General features: G+C 73.7%; 13 protein-coding genes, 1 pseudogene and 1 riboswitch. Of the genes and pseudogenes, 7 read left to right on the forward strand and 7 right to left on the reverse strand.

Annotation, left to right across the window (positions count from 1 at the left end):
* Both FHX74_RS00005 and FHX74_RS00010 read right to left on the reverse strand, forming a co-directional pair.
* A pseudogene (locus FHX74_RS00005) lies at nt 1–1,379 on the reverse strand (5-methyltetrahydropteroyltriglutamate--homocysteine S-methyltransferase); the annotation flags it as partial.
* Between the two features lie 127 nt (nt 1,380–1,506).
* Nucleotides 1,507–1,727: riboswitch (cobalamin riboswitch) on the reverse strand.
* Between the two features lie 60 nt (nt 1,728–1,787).
* Nucleotides 1,788–2,489, reverse strand: a complete 702-nt coding sequence (locus FHX74_RS00010; protein WP_182558071.1) for a DedA family protein — start codon at nt 2,487–2,489, stop codon at nt 1,788–1,790.
* Between the two features lie 124 nt (nt 2,490–2,613).
* Here FHX74_RS00010 and FHX74_RS00015 point away from each other — a divergent pair, with 124 nt between their 5' ends.
* Nucleotides 2,614–3,225, forward strand: a complete 612-nt coding sequence (locus FHX74_RS00015; protein WP_182558865.1) for a TrmH family RNA methyltransferase — start codon at nt 2,614–2,616, stop codon at nt 3,223–3,225.
* 210 nt (nt 3,226–3,435) lie between these two features.
* Here FHX74_RS00015 and FHX74_RS00020 read toward each other — a convergent pair whose 3' ends face one another.
* A complete protein-coding gene (locus tag FHX74_RS00020) occupies nt 3,436–4,221 on the reverse strand; it encodes a putative protein N(5)-glutamine methyltransferase (RefSeq protein WP_182558072.1) in 786 nt (261 codons plus the stop codon).
* A gap of 130 nt (nt 4,222–4,351) precedes the next feature.
* On the opposite strand from FHX74_RS00020, the gene FHX74_RS00025 reads away from it, so the two are divergent.
* From FHX74_RS00025 to FHX74_RS00040, 4 genes are all read left to right on the forward strand, one after another.
* On the forward strand, nt 4,352–5,134 hold the full coding sequence (locus FHX74_RS00025; RefSeq protein WP_328823534.1) for a GntR family transcriptional regulator: 783 nt from the start codon (nt 4,352–4,354) through the stop codon (nt 5,132–5,134).
* A gap of 16 nt (nt 5,135–5,150) precedes the next feature.
* The gene (locus tag FHX74_RS00030; protein WP_182558073.1) at nt 5,151–5,666 is read left to right on the forward strand and encodes a hypothetical protein; all 516 of its coding nucleotides are present in this window, start codon (nt 5,151–5,153) and stop codon (nt 5,664–5,666) included.
* Nucleotides 5,667–5,795: 129 nt separating this feature from the next.
* Nucleotides 5,796–6,821, forward strand: coding sequence for a class II fructose-bisphosphate aldolase (gene fbaA / locus FHX74_RS00035; RefSeq protein WP_182558074.1), 1,026 nt, complete (start codon nt 5,796–5,798; stop codon nt 6,819–6,821).
* Nucleotides 6,818–7,894, forward strand: a complete 1,077-nt coding sequence (locus FHX74_RS00040; protein WP_182558075.1) for a magnesium transporter CorA family protein — start codon at nt 6,818–6,820, stop codon at nt 7,892–7,894. Before fbaA ends, FHX74_RS00040 begins: the two co-directional genes overlap by 4 nt.
* On the opposite strand, the gene FHX74_RS00045 is transcribed toward FHX74_RS00040, so the two are convergent.
* From FHX74_RS00045 to FHX74_RS00060, 4 genes are read right to left on the reverse strand one after another with little or no spacing between them, the layout of a single operon-like run.
* Complete coding sequence (locus FHX74_RS00045) at nt 7,872–8,201, reverse strand: hypothetical protein (RefSeq protein ID WP_182558076.1); 330 nt, start codon at nt 8,199–8,201, stop codon at nt 7,872–7,874. The two genes, FHX74_RS00040 and FHX74_RS00045, sit on opposite strands and share 23 nt — an antisense overlap.
* Nucleotides 8,156–9,121, reverse strand: coding sequence for an ATP-grasp domain-containing protein (locus tag FHX74_RS00050; protein WP_182558077.1), 966 nt, complete (start codon nt 9,119–9,121; stop codon nt 8,156–8,158). Before FHX74_RS00050 ends, FHX74_RS00045 begins: the two co-directional genes overlap by 46 nt.
* A complete protein-coding gene (locus FHX74_RS00055) occupies nt 9,118–9,945 on the reverse strand; it encodes a hypothetical protein (RefSeq protein ID WP_182558078.1) in 828 nt (275 codons plus the stop codon). Before FHX74_RS00055 ends, FHX74_RS00050 begins: the two co-directional genes overlap by 4 nt.
* A 2-nt stretch (nt 9,946–9,947) precedes the next feature.
* A complete protein-coding gene (locus tag FHX74_RS00060; RefSeq protein WP_182558079.1) occupies nt 9,948–11,870 on the reverse strand; it encodes a M6 family metalloprotease domain-containing protein in 1,923 nt (640 codons plus the stop codon).
* Between the two features lie 125 nt (nt 11,871–11,995).
* On the opposite strand from FHX74_RS00060, the gene FHX74_RS00065 reads away from it, so the two are divergent.
* Both FHX74_RS00065 and FHX74_RS00070 read left to right on the forward strand, forming a co-directional pair.
* Entirely contained in the window at nt 11,996–12,436 is a 441-nt protein-coding gene (locus FHX74_RS00065) for a DUF3151 domain-containing protein (RefSeq protein WP_328823535.1), read from the forward strand.
* A 248-nt stretch (nt 12,437–12,684) separates the two neighbouring features.
* Entirely contained in the window at nt 12,685–13,974 is a 1,290-nt protein-coding gene (locus FHX74_RS00070) for an adenylosuccinate synthase (protein ID WP_182558080.1), read from the forward strand.
* Nucleotides 13,975–13,988: the final 14 nt, after the last annotated feature.

The raw sequence follows: 13,988 nt of genomic DNA on the forward strand, positions 1-13,988 counted from the left end.
GGGGCAGCCCGAGCGCGGTGCGCTGCCGCTCGGCCCGGACGGCGGCCGGCGCCGGGCGCACCGTCTGGTCCGGCGTCACCGCCGCGGTCCGCGCCCGGACGGCCGGCACCCGGGTCAGCGGCGACGTGCGGCGGCCGGCGAGCGCGTCGGGCGGCGCCGAGCTCGTCGGTGACCGCTTCGCGGCCCTCGCGCAGCCCCCGGGCCAGGAGGGCGACCTCGGCGAGCTTCTGGTCGGCGAAGGCGAGCCAGCCGCGCAGCTCCGGGTCGAGCCCGGTCTCCAGCCCGACGTCGATCGGGACGTGGATCAGCGAGCACGACGGCGCCACATCGAGCCGGCCGACCCGCGGGGCCAGTCGTTCGAGCACGCCCAGCGCCTGGTCGAGATCGGTCCGCCAGACGTTGCGGCCGTCGACCACCCCGGCCACCAGCCGCAGCCCGGCCAGACCGGACGGCGCGTGCTCGCCGGCCAGCCGGTCGAGGTCGGCCGCACCCCGGCCGGTCAGGTCGACGCCCAGCCCGTCGATCCCGCTCGCGACCAGCGGCTCGAGGGCCTCGCCGAGCCGGTCGAAGTAGCCCGCCACCAGCAGCCGGGGACGCCCGGTGACCGCGGACAACCGCCGGTACGTGCCGGCCAGCGCGTCCAGCCCCGCCGGGTCGAGCCCGGTGACGGCGACCGGTTCGTCCAGCTGGACCCACTCCACCCCGGCGGAGGCCAACCGGCCGAGCAGGTCGGCGTAGACGTCGGTCAGCGGGTCGAGCAGGTCGAGCGGCGTGCCGGAGCCGGCCGGATCGGGCTTGGCCAGGCGCAGGTAGCTGTAGGGGCCGAGCAGCACCGGCCGCGGGCTCAGCCCGAGTTCCTGAGCCTGCGCCACCTGGTTGAGCAGGGCGGCCGGATCGAGCCGGAACCGGGTCGAGCGGCCGAGCTCGGGCACCAGGTAGTGGTAGTTGGTGTCGAACCACTTGGTCAGCTCGAGCGGGGCCAGTTCGGCGGTGCCCCGGGCGGCCGCGAAGCTCCGGGCCAGCGCGGCGGCGGCCGGGTCGTCCGCGTCGGCGCCGGCCGCGACGTACCGGTCCGGCAGCGCGCCGAGCATCACGGTCAGGTCGAGGACGTGGTCGTAGAGCGGGTCACCGACCGGGACCTCGGTGATCCCGGCGGCGGCCAACGTCTGCCAGCGCTCGCGGCGCAGGTCGGCGGCCACGCCGAGCAGCCCGGCGGCGTCGAGCGCGCCGGACCAGTGGCGTTCGAGCGCCCGCTTGAGCTCGCGGCGCCGGCCCTGGCGGGGATAGCCGTGCACGGTCGGTGCCGCGGCGGCCGCCGCCGGCACCGGGGCGCGGCCGACCGGGCGGTCACCGGGGGTTGTGGGGGTGGGACGGGACATCAGGACTCTCCTTCGCGAGCTCCTGACGGCCTCGGGGACGTCCGCGGGCACGTCGGACGGCGCGCGCAGGCGCGCCGGGACGGCTCCGACCGACCTTCCGCCGAGGTCGCTGCCGGCTGCCCGGCGGTCGCCGGACAGGTCGCTGGCAGGTCTTCGGACTCACGGGCGCGGGCCGTGGGGCCCACCTACTGGCCGTCGCTTCCCAGGACGCAGGCGTCCCAGTGCTCGTTGACGGCGGTCGTTCCCGTACACCGCTGCGGGGCAGTCCCGGTCTCGCACCGGGTTCCCTCTCTCCTCCCCCGCACCCCGGACTGGCGGCGCGGCGGAACCAGCAACGCGGACGACCCTACGGTGGCGTGGCCCCGGTGAGCGGACCGTCCCGGAACCGGCAGCGCGGGCTCGGCCGGGTCAGGCGAGGGTGGCCGGAGCCGACTCGCGGCCGCGGCGACGCCGGGCCAGCACGACCTCGACGGCCATCGGGATCAACGAGACCAGCACGATCAGCACCAGCATCGCGTCGATGTGCTCGCGGATGAAGGCGATCCGGCCGAGGTAGAAGCCGAGGATCGTCACCCCGGGCGCCCAGATCAGCCCGCCGATGCCCGTGAACAGCATGAACTTGCGGAAGTCCATCCGGCCGACGCCCGCCGTGAAGGTGACGAAGGTGCGGATGATCGGGACGAACCGGGCCAGGATCAGCGCCCGGTTGCCGTACCGCTCGTAGAAGTCGTGGGTCTTGGCCACGTACTTGGGGTGGAAGATCCGGCCGGCCAGTCCGCGGCGCTCGCGGAACAGCGGCGGCCCGACCGCGCGGCCGATCCCGTACCCGCAGGCGTTGCCGGCGATCGCGCAGACGGTCAGCACCGCGCAGACGAAGAACATCGAGTGCGGGATGATCCCGGCGCCGGTGAAGATCCCCACGGTGAACAGCAGCGAGTCACCGGGCAGGATCGCGAACAGCCCGCACTCGGCGAAGATGATGAACGCCACGCCCCAGAGCGCGTACGGACCGAACCCCCGGAGGAGCACCTCGGGGTCCATCCAGGAGGGCAGCAGCAGCGGGACCAGGCCCGCGAGGTGGCCGACGGCGCCGGTGAGGAGGGGCGTCATGGCTCAGACGGTACCGTCGCGGAGCGTGGCAGACGACTCGGCGAGCGCAGCACCCCCGCACCAGGGAGTCCCCTCCGAGCCGCCGACCGCCGGCGCGGAACGGCCGCCGCTCGACGAGGACACCATGGCCCGCGCGGTCGAGCACGGCGTGGGACCGCACCCGCAGCCGTGGCCCGACGACCCGCGGCTCGACCCCGAGCTGCTGGCCGGCGGCGACCGGCGGAACGTGGTCGACCGCTACCGCTACTGGCGGCTGGAGGCGATCGTCGCCGACCTCGACGCCACCCGGCTGCCGCTGCGGATCGCCATCCAGAACTGGGAGCACGACTTCAACATCGGCTCGATCGTCCGGACCGCGAACGCCTTCAACGTGACCGGGGTGCACGTGGTCGGACGGCGGCGCTGGAACCGTCGCGGCGCGATGGTCACCGACCGTTACCTGCAGGTCCACCACCACCCCGACGTCGCGGACCTGGCCGGCTTCCTGGCCGCCCACGGGTCGGTGCCGGTCGGGGTGGACAACCTGCCGGGGGCGGTGCCGCTGGAGACCGCCGAGCTGCCCGAGCACGCCTGTCTGGTCTTCGGCTCCGAGGGCCCGGGGCTGACCGACGAGATGGTGGAGGTCTGCGACCGGCTGGTCGCCATCACCCAGTACGGCTCGACCCGCTCGATCAACGCCGGCGCGGCCGCAGCCATCGCGATGTACCACTGGGCGCTCCGCTGGGCCCCACGCTGATGCGCGCTGAGCCCGTGCTCCGACGCGCGCTGAGCCTGTCGAAGCGCCGGGTAGCACGCGCGCTGAGCCTGTCGAAGCGTCGGGGAGCACGCGCGCTGAGCCTGTCGAAGCGCGGGTGAGCGCGCTGAGCCTGTCGAAGCGCGGGTGAGCGCGCTGAGCCTGTCGAAGCGCCGGGTAGCACGCGCGCTGAGCCTGTCGAAGCGCCCCGGCTCAACCCGAGGGCCGCTGGGCCAGCAGCACCGTGGTCTCGCGGTCGTCGTCGCGCTCGAGCCGGGGCTCCAGCCCGGCCGCCCGGGCCGCGGCCAGCGCCGCCGGCCCCTGCGCCTCGGCCACCTCGACCAGCACCGTGCCGCCGGGCGCCAGCCAGTCCGCGGCGCCGGTGAGCACCCGGCGGGCGGCGTCGAGCCCGTCGGCCCCGCCGTCGAGGGCGGCGCGGGCCTCGTGGTCGCGCGCCTCGGGCGGCATCAGGCCGATCGCCGCGGTCGGCACGTAGGGGACGTTGGCGGTCAGCACCGCCACCCGGCCGCGGTCCGCCACCGGGAGCGGCGCGAACAGGTCGCCGGTGAGCACCCGCGCGTCGGCCCCGGCCAGGTTGCGCGCCGCGCACCCGGTGGCGGCCGGGTCGACGTCGGCGGCGAGCACCCGCAGCCCGGGCACCCGGGCGGCCACCGCGGCGGCGATCGCCCCGACACCGCAGCACAGGTCGAGCAGCAGCGCGTCGTGCCCCGCGTCGCGGACGAGCCCGGTCGCGCGGTCCACCAGGGCGGCCGTCCGCTGCCGGGGCACGAACACCCCGGGGGCCACCGCGAGCCGGAGTCCGCAGAACTCGACCCAGCCGAGCACCTGCTCGAGCGGTTCGCCGGCCATCCGCCGGACGACCAGCGCCTCTCGGGCCCCCGGGTCGGGGGCTGCCGCGAGCAGCAGGTCGGCCTCCTCCTCGGCGAAGACGCTCCCGGTCGACCGGAGCCGGGCCGCCAGCGCGTCGCGTGCGCTCACCGCCCTGCGCGTCCCCGCGGGCGGTCCGGCGGCGGTGTCGTCGGGCACCCGCACCACCTCCGGCGTACTGGTATGGTCTGGTCTGCACCGGCCGCGGGGCCGCTGCGCTCGGAGGCGAAGGAGCTCGACGGTGGATGCCGGTCTGCGCACGGACGAGCCGGACGGCTACCCGGGAAGCTATCGGATCGACCGCCCGATCGGCGCCGCCACCAAGCGCTCACAGGTCCGGGCCATCCTCGAGCAGATGATCGACGGCGAGCTGCACCCCGGCGACGCGATCCCCAGCGAACGCGTGCTGGTCGACCGGCTCGGGGTCAGCCGGGTCACCATCCGGCAGGCGATCGCCGACCTGGTCGACAACGGCGCGCTCGAGCGCGTGCACGGCAAGGGCACCTACGTCACCGGCCCGCAGATCGACTCCCGGCTGCACCTCACCTCGTTCTCGCGCGAGATGCGCGACCGCGGGCTGATCCCGGCCACCGTGGTGCTCTCGGCCAGCGAGCAGCAGGCCGACGACGACACCGCCTACGCGCTACGGATCCGTCCGGGACGGCCGATCATCCGGGTCGAGCGGCTCCGGACCGCCGACGGCACCCCGATGGCCTACGAGATCGGCTACTACCCCTCGGCGCTGTTCCCCGGGCTGCTCGAGCGCGAGCTCGGCGCGCTCTACGACGTGTTCGCCTCCGAGTACGGCGTGGTGGTGACCAGCGCCGAGCAGACCGTCCGCGCCGAGTCGGCCGACGCCCACCAGGCCCGGATCCTCGGGGTGGCCAAGCGCGCCCCGCTGCTCGTCCAGGAGCGGGTCACCTACGCCGGCGAGCGCGCCGTCGAGCTGGCCAGCTCGGCCTACCGGGCCGACCGCTACCGGATCCACATGGCCATCACCCCGCGCGGCGCGCGGGAGAACTGACCGGCCGGAGCAGGCGGTGGAGGAGTTCGTCGCGCCGTACGACCCCGGCCCGACCCACGAGCGGATCGCCCGCTACCGCGGCTGGTTCCGCGGCCGGCTGATCGGGGTGGCCATCACCCTGGTGCTGGTGCTGGTCATCGGGTTCACCCAGCGCAAGGCGCTCGGGACCGCCGCGTTCACCGTCGGGTCGGTGCTGGTGGTGGGGCTGTCGGCGGCGGCCGCACTGGTGCTCTACCTGCTCTACCGCCGCACCCGGGGACCGCTGGCCACGATCGGCACCGGGACCGCGCTGCGGATCGACCGGGCCGGGGTCGAGCTGGCCGGTCAGCCGGTCGGGTGGGCCGAGCTGACCGGGTTCGCGGTCCGCCCGGGCGCCTGGGGGCTGAGCCCGGTGCTCGAGGTCACCGGCCCGCGCGGCAGCGTCCGGCTGCCGCTCGACCAGGTCGGTGCGCCGCCGGCCAGCATCGACTCCGCGGCCCGTGCCTTCTCCGGCGGCCGGCGCGGTCTGGACCTGTCCGCGCTCGACAACTGAGAGGCGGGCGAGCCCGACCGGCGGCTGCGCGAGATAATTGCCGAGGCCGAGACAGCACACGAGACATCCGACGAACGAGCCAGGCTGGTGGACCAGGCTGGCGCACCCAGCAGACGAAAGCGAGACACCATGCCCATTGCGACTCCCGAGGTCTACGCCCAGATGATCGACGCGGCGAAGAAGGGATCGTTCGCCTACCCGGCGATCAACGTCAGCTCCTCGCAGACGCTGAACGCCGCGATCCAGGGCTTCGCCGAGGCCGAGTCCGACGGCATCGTCCAGGTCTCGACCGGCGGCGGCGAGTACGCCTCCGGCCCGAAGATCAAGAACATGGTCACCGGCGCGGTCGCGCTGGCCGCGTACGCGCACGAGGTGGCCAAGAACTTCGGCGTCAACATCGCCCTGCACACCGACCACTGCCCGAAGGACAAGCTCGACGGGTTCGTCCGGCCGCTGCTGGCCATCTCCGAGGAGCGGGTGAAGAACGGTGAGAACCCGCTCTTCCAGTCGCACATGTGGGACGGCTCGGCGGTGCCGGTCGAGGAGAACCTGCAGATCGCCAAGGAGCTGCTCGAGCGCACCTCGAAGGCCAAGATCATCCTCGAGATCGAGGTCGGCGTGGTCGGCGGCGAGGAGGACGGCGTCAGCCACGAGATCAACGACAAGCTCTACACCACCGTCGAGGACGGGCTTCGCACCGTCGAGGTGCTCGGCGCCGGCGAGAACGGCCGCTACATCACCGCGCTGACCTTCGGCAACGTCCACGGCGTCTACAAGCCGGGCTCGGTCAAGCTGCGTCCCGAGGTGCTCAAGGACATCCAGAAGCAGGTCGGGGACAAGATCGGCAAGGCCGACCCGTTCGACCTGGTCTTCCACGGTGGCTCGGGCTCGACCCTGGAGGAGATCCAGGCGGCCGTCGACTACGGCGTGATCAAGATGAACATCGACACCGACACCCAGTACGCGTTCACCCGCCCGGCGGCCGCGCACATGTTCACCAACTACGACGGTGTGCTCAAGGTCGACGGCGAGGTGGGCAACAAGAAGGCCTACGACCCGCGCGCCTGGGGCAAGGCGGCCGAGGACGGCATGGCCAAGCGCGTCGTCGAGGCCTGCCAGAACCTCCGCTCGGTGGGGACCAGCCTCGGCAAGTGAGCGACCGCCAGGGGTCCGGCTCCGCGGACGGAACGCACGTCCCGCGGAGCCGGGTCTGGGTCGGGGACCGGGTGGTGGCCGAGGACGTCGCCGGCCCGGAGACCGCCGACCTGCTGCACCACGAGGCGGACGCCTGTGCGTGGGCGGTCGTCGATCCGTCCGACCACGAGCGGATCGGCGGCGTGATCGACAAGTTCGGGCTCGACGAGTGGGTCCGTCGCGACCTGCTCGGTCATGATCACCACCCGGAGCCGGACCGGCTGGCCGCGCTCGGTCCCGAGCGCGCCGCCGGGCGTCCGCAGGTCAAGTACGAGGAGTTCGGTGACGTCCGGCTGGTGATCACCGCGGCCACCGAGCTGCCCGAGCAGCCACGGGGCCGGGACGCGCTCGACGTCCGCCGGGTGGCGATGGTGATCACCCCGCGGCTGCTGCTGGTGGTGGCCGGTCCCGAGGACGCCGACGAGCTCGGCCGGCACCTGGTCGCCGCCCAGTCGCGGCTCGGTCCCGGCGGCACCGAACGGGCGGCCCAGGCCGTCCTGCACGGGCTGTCGAGCGGCTACTTCACCGTGGTGCAGGCGATCGAGGACGCCGGCGACGAGCTGGCCGACGCGCTCTTCGACCTGCAACCGCTGAGCCGGGAGGAGAAGGGCACCGCCTTCCGGCTGCGGCGCACGGTCACCGAGCTCCGCCGGGTGACCGTGCCGATGCGCGAGGTGGTCGAGGGGCTCGGGCAGAGCAGCGCGGAGGAGCCGGGCAGCATCTCGCGGAGCTGGAACCTGCTGATCGAGCACCAGACCTCGGTCTCGGCCGCCGCCGACGACCTGCGCGACAGCCTGGGCGCGCTGTTCGACACCAGCCTCGCCTTCGACGACTCGCGGATGAACGAGGTGATGAAGAAGCTGACCGGGTGGGCGGCGATCGTCGCCGTGCCCACCCTGGTCAGCGGCTTCGCCGGGATGAACGTGCCCTTCTGGGGCAACGGTCACGCCACCGGCTTCTACGTCTACCTCGCGATCATGGCGGTGGCCTGCGTGAGCCTCTACGTGGTCTTCAAGCGGCTGGAGTGGATCTGATCCCGCCGACCGCCCGGACCACGCCGGGCCCGGCCAGCGTGGCGGTGGCCCGCAACCGCCGGCCCAGCAGCCCGTCGGGCCGCTGACCGCCCAGCCGGTCGTCGTCCAGGGCCTCGCGGTCGACGGCGAGCTCCAACACCCCGCCCTGGTCGGCGACCCGCCGGGTCACCAGGTCGGGGAACCCGGCCACCGGCCCGGTCCGCTCGACCCGGAGGGTGACCAGCTCCCACCGGTCCACGCCGGGGTGCGGTGCGTGCGCGGTCACGACGCCCTCGACGTCGGTGCGGTTCTCGCGGGCGACGACCATCGCGTCCCTCCTTCCCCGGCGCCGGCCAGGTGGTCGACCAGCGACTCGCTGATCGGTTGCCCGGTGTGCGACTCGAAGAAGCTGTACCCGGGCATCGGGTTGACCTCGAAGCACACCCAGACTCCGTCCGGGGTGCGCCGCAGGTCGAGCCCGGCCAGCGGCAGGTCGAGCGCGGCCGCCAACCGGACGCACCGCTCGGCCACCTCCGGAGGCAGCGCGGTGGCGGTGAGCACCGCCTCCTCGCCGTCGCGGCCGGCGTAGCGGTAGTCGGTCGCCGCGGTCTCGACGGCGGTGGCGAACACCCGCTCGCCCACCACGTGCACCCGGATGTCGACGCCGGGCACCAGCGCCTGGAACTGGGTGGGCAGGTTCCGAACCCGGTCGAGCCGGTCGAGGTAGCCGCGGTCGAGCCGCCGGACGATCGAGCGGACCCCGCTGACCGACTTGAACACCACCGCCCCGTGGGCGTCGGCGAACGCCCGGACCGCGTCCGGGTCGCTGCTCACCAGCGTCTCCGGCACCGCGAACCCGGCCTCCGCGATCAGCTGCGCCTGGAACGGCTTCGAGCTGTTCGAGGCCATCGCCACCGGCCGGTTGACCACCCGGACCGGTGCGGTGTCCAGCCACTCGACGGTGAGGTCGACCAACCGGGCGTCGCGCTCGCCCCGTCGCGGGTCGCCGGGAGCCGGGACCGGGCTCAGCGGCCGCGCGTACACCGCGGTCACCCGCTCGAGCTCGACCCGGCGACCGTCGACCACGAACGCGCCGCGCAGCCCGCCGTCCTCGTCGCCCGCCAGCACCAGGTCGGTCCCGGCGGTGGCGCGCTGGTCGACCACGAGGTGGTCGAGGCCGCGGTCCGCGGCGGCCCGCACGGCGCGGACCAGCGGCGGGTCGTCGCCGTACCCGAAGAAGACGATCATGCGGCACGCTCCCCGGCTCCCGGCCGCGTCGACCCGAGCAGCGCGGCGACGGCGGCGAGCTCCGACCGCCCGGTCAGCGGCGGGACGGGGTCGGCCCCGAGCACCCGGCCACGGGCGTCGAGGTCGAGCCCGAGCACCCGGCAACCGCTGAGCGCGGCCAGCCGTCGTCCGGCGGCCGTCCTCCCGGGCCACGACGGGGAGCCCACCGGGACGCCGTCGACCAGCAGCAGCCGGACCGAGGTGGGCCGGTCGTCGAGCAGGTCGTCGTGCGGGAGCCGGGCCTGCCACGGCCCGCCCCGCCAGCCCGGGACCAGCCGGGCCGAGGTCGCCGCGGTGCGCGGGGCGACCGGCCAACTGGCCTCGGCGGCCGCGGCCCGCCACCGGGCCGCCGACCACGACGGACCGCTCGGACGCTGGCCGTCCGGCCGGTTGACCACCCGGTCGCCGAGACCGGCCAGCCAGCTGACCAGCAGCGCCCCGAACTCCGACCAGGCGTAGTCGGCGTCGGCGGGCCCGACCGGGAGCCGCCAGTGCCTGCCGCGGAACCAGACCAGCCGGAGCCGGTCGCTGTCGATGACCACCTCGGGGCCGGCGCCGGACCGGGCCGGCCGGACGGTGGTCGAGGACCGTCCGTCGGCGTGCACCCGGTGTTCCCAGCCGGCCCGGGCCAGCGCGTCGGTGCTGACCAGCAGCGGGCGGTCCCCGTCCCCGGCGGCGGGGGCGAGCCGGCACGCGGCCCGCGCCCCGCCGTCGGAGGGATCGGCCACCACCAGCACCGCGGGCGTCCGGGCCCCCGGACCCGGTCGGGTGCGGTCGGTGACCACGGTCAGATCCGGGTGTCGAAGACGCGCTTGGCCCCGGCGTCGCCGGCCGCCATCCGCGCCGCCAGCTGCGGGTCGGGTCCGGTGCCCGGGGCGCCGATCAGGTCGGGCCGCAGGCTCGGGTCGATGAACGACGCCGCGGTCTCGGTCCCGCCGTCGGCGGCTCCCGCCGCGTCCGGGTCGCCGTAGACCAGCGCCTCGAGGGCGGCCACCCGCTGCTCGAGGTCGTCGCCGGGACCGGACGGTGCGAACCCGCCGCCGTCGCCCCCGCCGCCGGGCCAGTTCTCGCCGGCCTCCTTGGCGTTCTCCTTGATCTCCTTGGCGACTTCCTTGCGGTCCTTGAGGTCCTTGCGGGCCTCCTTGACCTCCTTGATCACCTCCTTGCGGATCTCCTTGACCTCCTTGCGGACCTCCTTGATCTCCTTGGCCACCTCCTTGCGGTCCTTGAGGTCCTTGCTGATCTCCTTGCCGTCCTTGCGGACGTCCTTGATGTCCTTGATCACCGACTTGGTGCGGACGGTGACGTCGGCGGTCATCGACGGGCCGGAGGCGGAGATGTGGGAGACGGTCACCGAGGTGCTCGCGCCCGCGTAGGAGCGGGTGTTCGGCGAGGTCGAGTCGTTGACCGCGGTGGTGTTCGCGCTGCCCGGGAACGGGTCGCCGGCGTCACCGCGGTTGTGGTCGAGCTCGAGGTCGCGCCGGCCGTCGGCCTGGAGCAGCCCGACCTTGTAGTGGTTCTCGTCGGTGTTGCCGGGCTGGTTCTCGTCGACGTGCCAGAGCAGCAACCCGCTGCCCGGCAGGTCGGCGTCGTAGCCGGTCTGCTGCCGGTTCTCGAGCAGGAAGTACTCGCTGCCGCTCGCGCCGTTCTGCCACAGCCGGAACATCGTGTGCCCGGTCTCGATCGCGGGCACGGTGATCGTCCCGTTGGTGGTCACGTTGGTCACTGAGGCCCAGCCCTGGTTGGCCTTGCACCAGGCGCTCGGGTGGGCGGGGACGTCGCCACCGCCGTTCCAGCTGCCGCCGGCCATCAGGCACCAGTTGCCGATGCCCTCGGAGGAGTAGTCGGTGTCGTAGAGGTCGGGGAAGCCGAACAGCAGGTGCCCGAGCTCGTGCGCCGAGACGCCGATCCGGGCGTCCTCGGGGATGGTCAGGTAGCCGTAGATCCTGGTGCCGTCGGCGTTGTAGACGCTGCTCAGCGTCGACTTGTGCGACCAGATGTCGTTCAGGCTGCCGGTCACCTCGGCGCCGGACCCGGCGTGCACGACGATGAACGCGTCGACGTAGCCGTTGCCGTCGTTGTCGTACGGCGCGAAGTTGATCGCCGGGTCGGCCGCGGCGGCGGCGTCGCGGGCCAGCTGCGGGCTGCGGAACGGCGTGCTGTTGAGCCCGATGCCCGAACCGTTGGCCGCGTACCAGGCCAGCGTCTGCGGCATCCGGTAGGGCCCCACCACCGTGCCGTCGAGGGTGACCAGCCCGTTGGTCACCTCCTGGTAGTACTCGCGGACGCTGCCGTGCGGCAGCACGCCGGTGGAGAAGAACAGGTCGCTGAAGTGCTGCGTGGTCTGGGTCATCGCGTGGTCGGAGAAGTCGACCAGCACCACGGCGACCCGGACGGTGCCGCGCAGCGGGGCGCGGTCGGCGGCGGCGTTGCGGATGGCCTGCAGCGGCGTGCCGACCGGGAACTCCTCGGGCGGCACGATCACGCCGTCGTTGAAGCCGAGCCGGCGTGGCTCCCGGCGCAGCGTGAACCGGGCGGAGTCGTCGCCGCGGAGCCGCCGCTGGGCGGTGTCGAGCTGGCCGGACCAGCGCTCGCGGAGCTCGGGGCTGGGTGCGATGGCGCAGGTGCCGTGGCGCTGGTCCTCGGTGAGGCCGGCCGTGGCACCAGCAGCGCCGTGGTCGTGCTGGTGGTCGTGCGGGTGATCGAACATGGTGTCCCCCTTCGTCGGGTCGTGGCGAACGCCCCCGGAGCGTTCCTGCGTGGACAGAGCAGCCACCCGGGCCGGAAATACGGACGCCGTCCGCGGGCGTCGGGGCGGCGGCTACCGTGAACCGGGTGACCACACCGCCGCACCGTGACCTGCTGGCCCCCGCGCTGCCCGAGACCCGGCTCCCGGTCGACCCGGCCGCCGAGGCGCTCGCCGACCCGGACGCCCTCGCCGACACCGTGGCCGCGCAGCCGACCTCGAGCCTGGGCTGGGCGCTGCTCGCCGAGCGCGCGCTCACCGGCACCGGTCGCGAGGCCGACCTGGCCGGGTACGCCTACGCCCGGACCGGCTACCACCGCGGGCTCGACGCGCTCCGCCGGGCCGGCTGGCGCGGGGCCGGACCGGTGCCGTGGGAGCACGAGCCCAACCGCGGTTTCCTCCGCGCGCTGTGGGCACTGGCCACCGCCGCCCGGCGGATCGGCGAGGACGACGAGTACGAGCGCTGCGCGCAGTTCCTGCACGACTCGAGCCCGACCGGCTACACCGCGCTGGCCGGCCGGCCCCGCTGACCCGTACCACTCCGCCTCTGCGCCCTGCCGGTCATGATTGCGCCCGGAAGAACGGGCGCAACCATGACGGCCGGGGCGCAAAGGTCGGGGTGGGCGCAGAGGGCGGGGCAGCGCGGGGTCGCCGTCGGAACTGTGCGGCTGCCGACGATCTTCGGTAGAGTGCCGTGGTAAGAGCCCCTCAGCGACTGCTGGTGGGGCTTCACTCTTGAGGCGCACCAGGACGTGCGCCGCGAAAGGGCGGCGATCACATGCCGAGCATTGTGGTGATGGGGGCCCAGTGGGGCGACGAGGGCAAGGGCAAGGCGATCGACCAGCTGGGTGACCGGGTCGACTACTGCGTCCGCTACTCGGGCGGGAACAACGCCGGGCACACCGTGGTGGTGAACGGCGAGAAGCACGTGATGCACCTGCTGCCGTCGGGGGTGCTCAACCCGGACCTCATCCCGGTCCTCGGCAACGGCGTGGTGATCGACCTCGACGTGCTGTTCGACGAGATCGAGACGCTGCGCGGCCGCGGCGGTCCCGACGTCGAGAAGACGATGAAGATCTCGACGAACGCGCACGTGATCACCGGCTACCACACGGTGATCGACAAGGTCACCGAGCGCTTCCTCGGCAAGAACCGGATCGGCACCACCGGGCGCGGGGTCGGCCCGACCTACGCCGACAAGGTCAACCGGATCGGCATCCGCATCCAGGACCTGCTCGACGAGAAGATCCTGCGGGCCAAGGTGACCGCGGCGCTCGAGCAGAAGAACCAGTTGTTGATCAAGGTCTACAACCGGCGTGCGATCGACCCGGACCAGATCGCCGACCAGCTGCTCTCCTACGTCGACAGGGTGCGGCCGATGATGGCCGACGTCCCGCGGCTGCTCAACGCCGCGCTCGACGACCACAAGGTGCTGCTCTTCGAGGGGGCGCAGGCCCACCACCTCGACGTCGACCACGGCACCTACCCCTACGTCACCTCCTCCAACCCGACCGCGGCCGGCGCCGGCGTCGGCTCGGGGGTCGGACCGACCCGGATCGACCGGGTCGTCGGGGTGGCCAAGGCCTACACCACCCGGGTGGGGGAGGGGCCGATGCCGACCGAGCTGCTCGACGAGCGCGGGGACAAGATCCGGGAGGACGGCGGCGAGTACGGCGCGACCACCGGCCGGCCCCGGCGGTGCGGCTGGTTCGACGCGCTGGTGGTCGAGTCGGCCGCGGTGGTGAACGGGTTCACCGACCTGTTCCTGACCAAGCTCGACACCCTGACCGGCTGGGAGAAGATCCCGGTCTGCGTCGGCTACGAGATCGACGGCGAGCGCACCGAGGTGATGCCGGCGACCCAGACCGACTTCCACCACGCCGTCCCGGTGTACGAGGAGCTCGACGGCTGGACCGAGGACATCACCGGCGCCCGGACGCTGTCCGACCTGCCCAAGGCGGCCCGGGTCTACGTCGAGCGGCTCGAGGAGCTTTGCGGGGTGCGGATCTCCGGCATCGGCGTCGGCCAGGGCCGCGAGCAGACGATCACGATCAACGACCTGCTCTGACCGCCCGCGGCACC

Origin of the sequence: Microlunatus kandeliicorticis (assembly GCF_014137855.1) — a bacterium.
Lineage (GTDB): Bacteria > Actinomycetota > Actinomycetes > Propionibacteriales > Propionibacteriaceae > Microlunatus > Microlunatus kandeliicorticis.

Bases quoted from the DNA above. Each gene is read 5' to 3' on its own strand.
- FHX74_RS00010 (WP_182558071.1), bottom strand. From the start codon at position 2,489: ATGACGCCCCTCCTCACCGGCGCCGTCGGCCACCTCGCGGGCCTGGTC.
- FHX74_RS00015 (WP_182558865.1), top strand. From the start codon at position 2,614: ATGGCCCGCGCGGTCGAGCACGGCGTGGGACCGCACCCGCAGCCGTGG.
- fbaA (WP_182558074.1), top strand. From the start codon at position 5,796: ATGCCCATTGCGACTCCCGAGGTCTACGCCCAGATGATCGACGCGGCG.
- FHX74_RS00045 (WP_182558076.1), bottom strand. From the start codon at position 8,201: ATGGTCGTCGCCCGCGAGAACCGCACCGACGTCGAGGGCGTCGTGACC.
- FHX74_RS00050 (WP_182558077.1), bottom strand. From the start codon at position 9,121: ATGATCGTCTTCTTCGGGTACGGCGACGACCCGCCGCTGGTCCGCGCC.
- FHX74_RS00060 (WP_182558079.1), bottom strand. From the start codon at position 11,870: ATGTTCGATCACCCGCACGACCACCAGCACGACCACGGCGCTGCTGGT.
- FHX74_RS00070 (WP_182558080.1), top strand. From the start codon at position 12,685: ATGCCGAGCATTGTGGTGATGGGGGCCCAGTGGGGCGACGAGGGCAAG.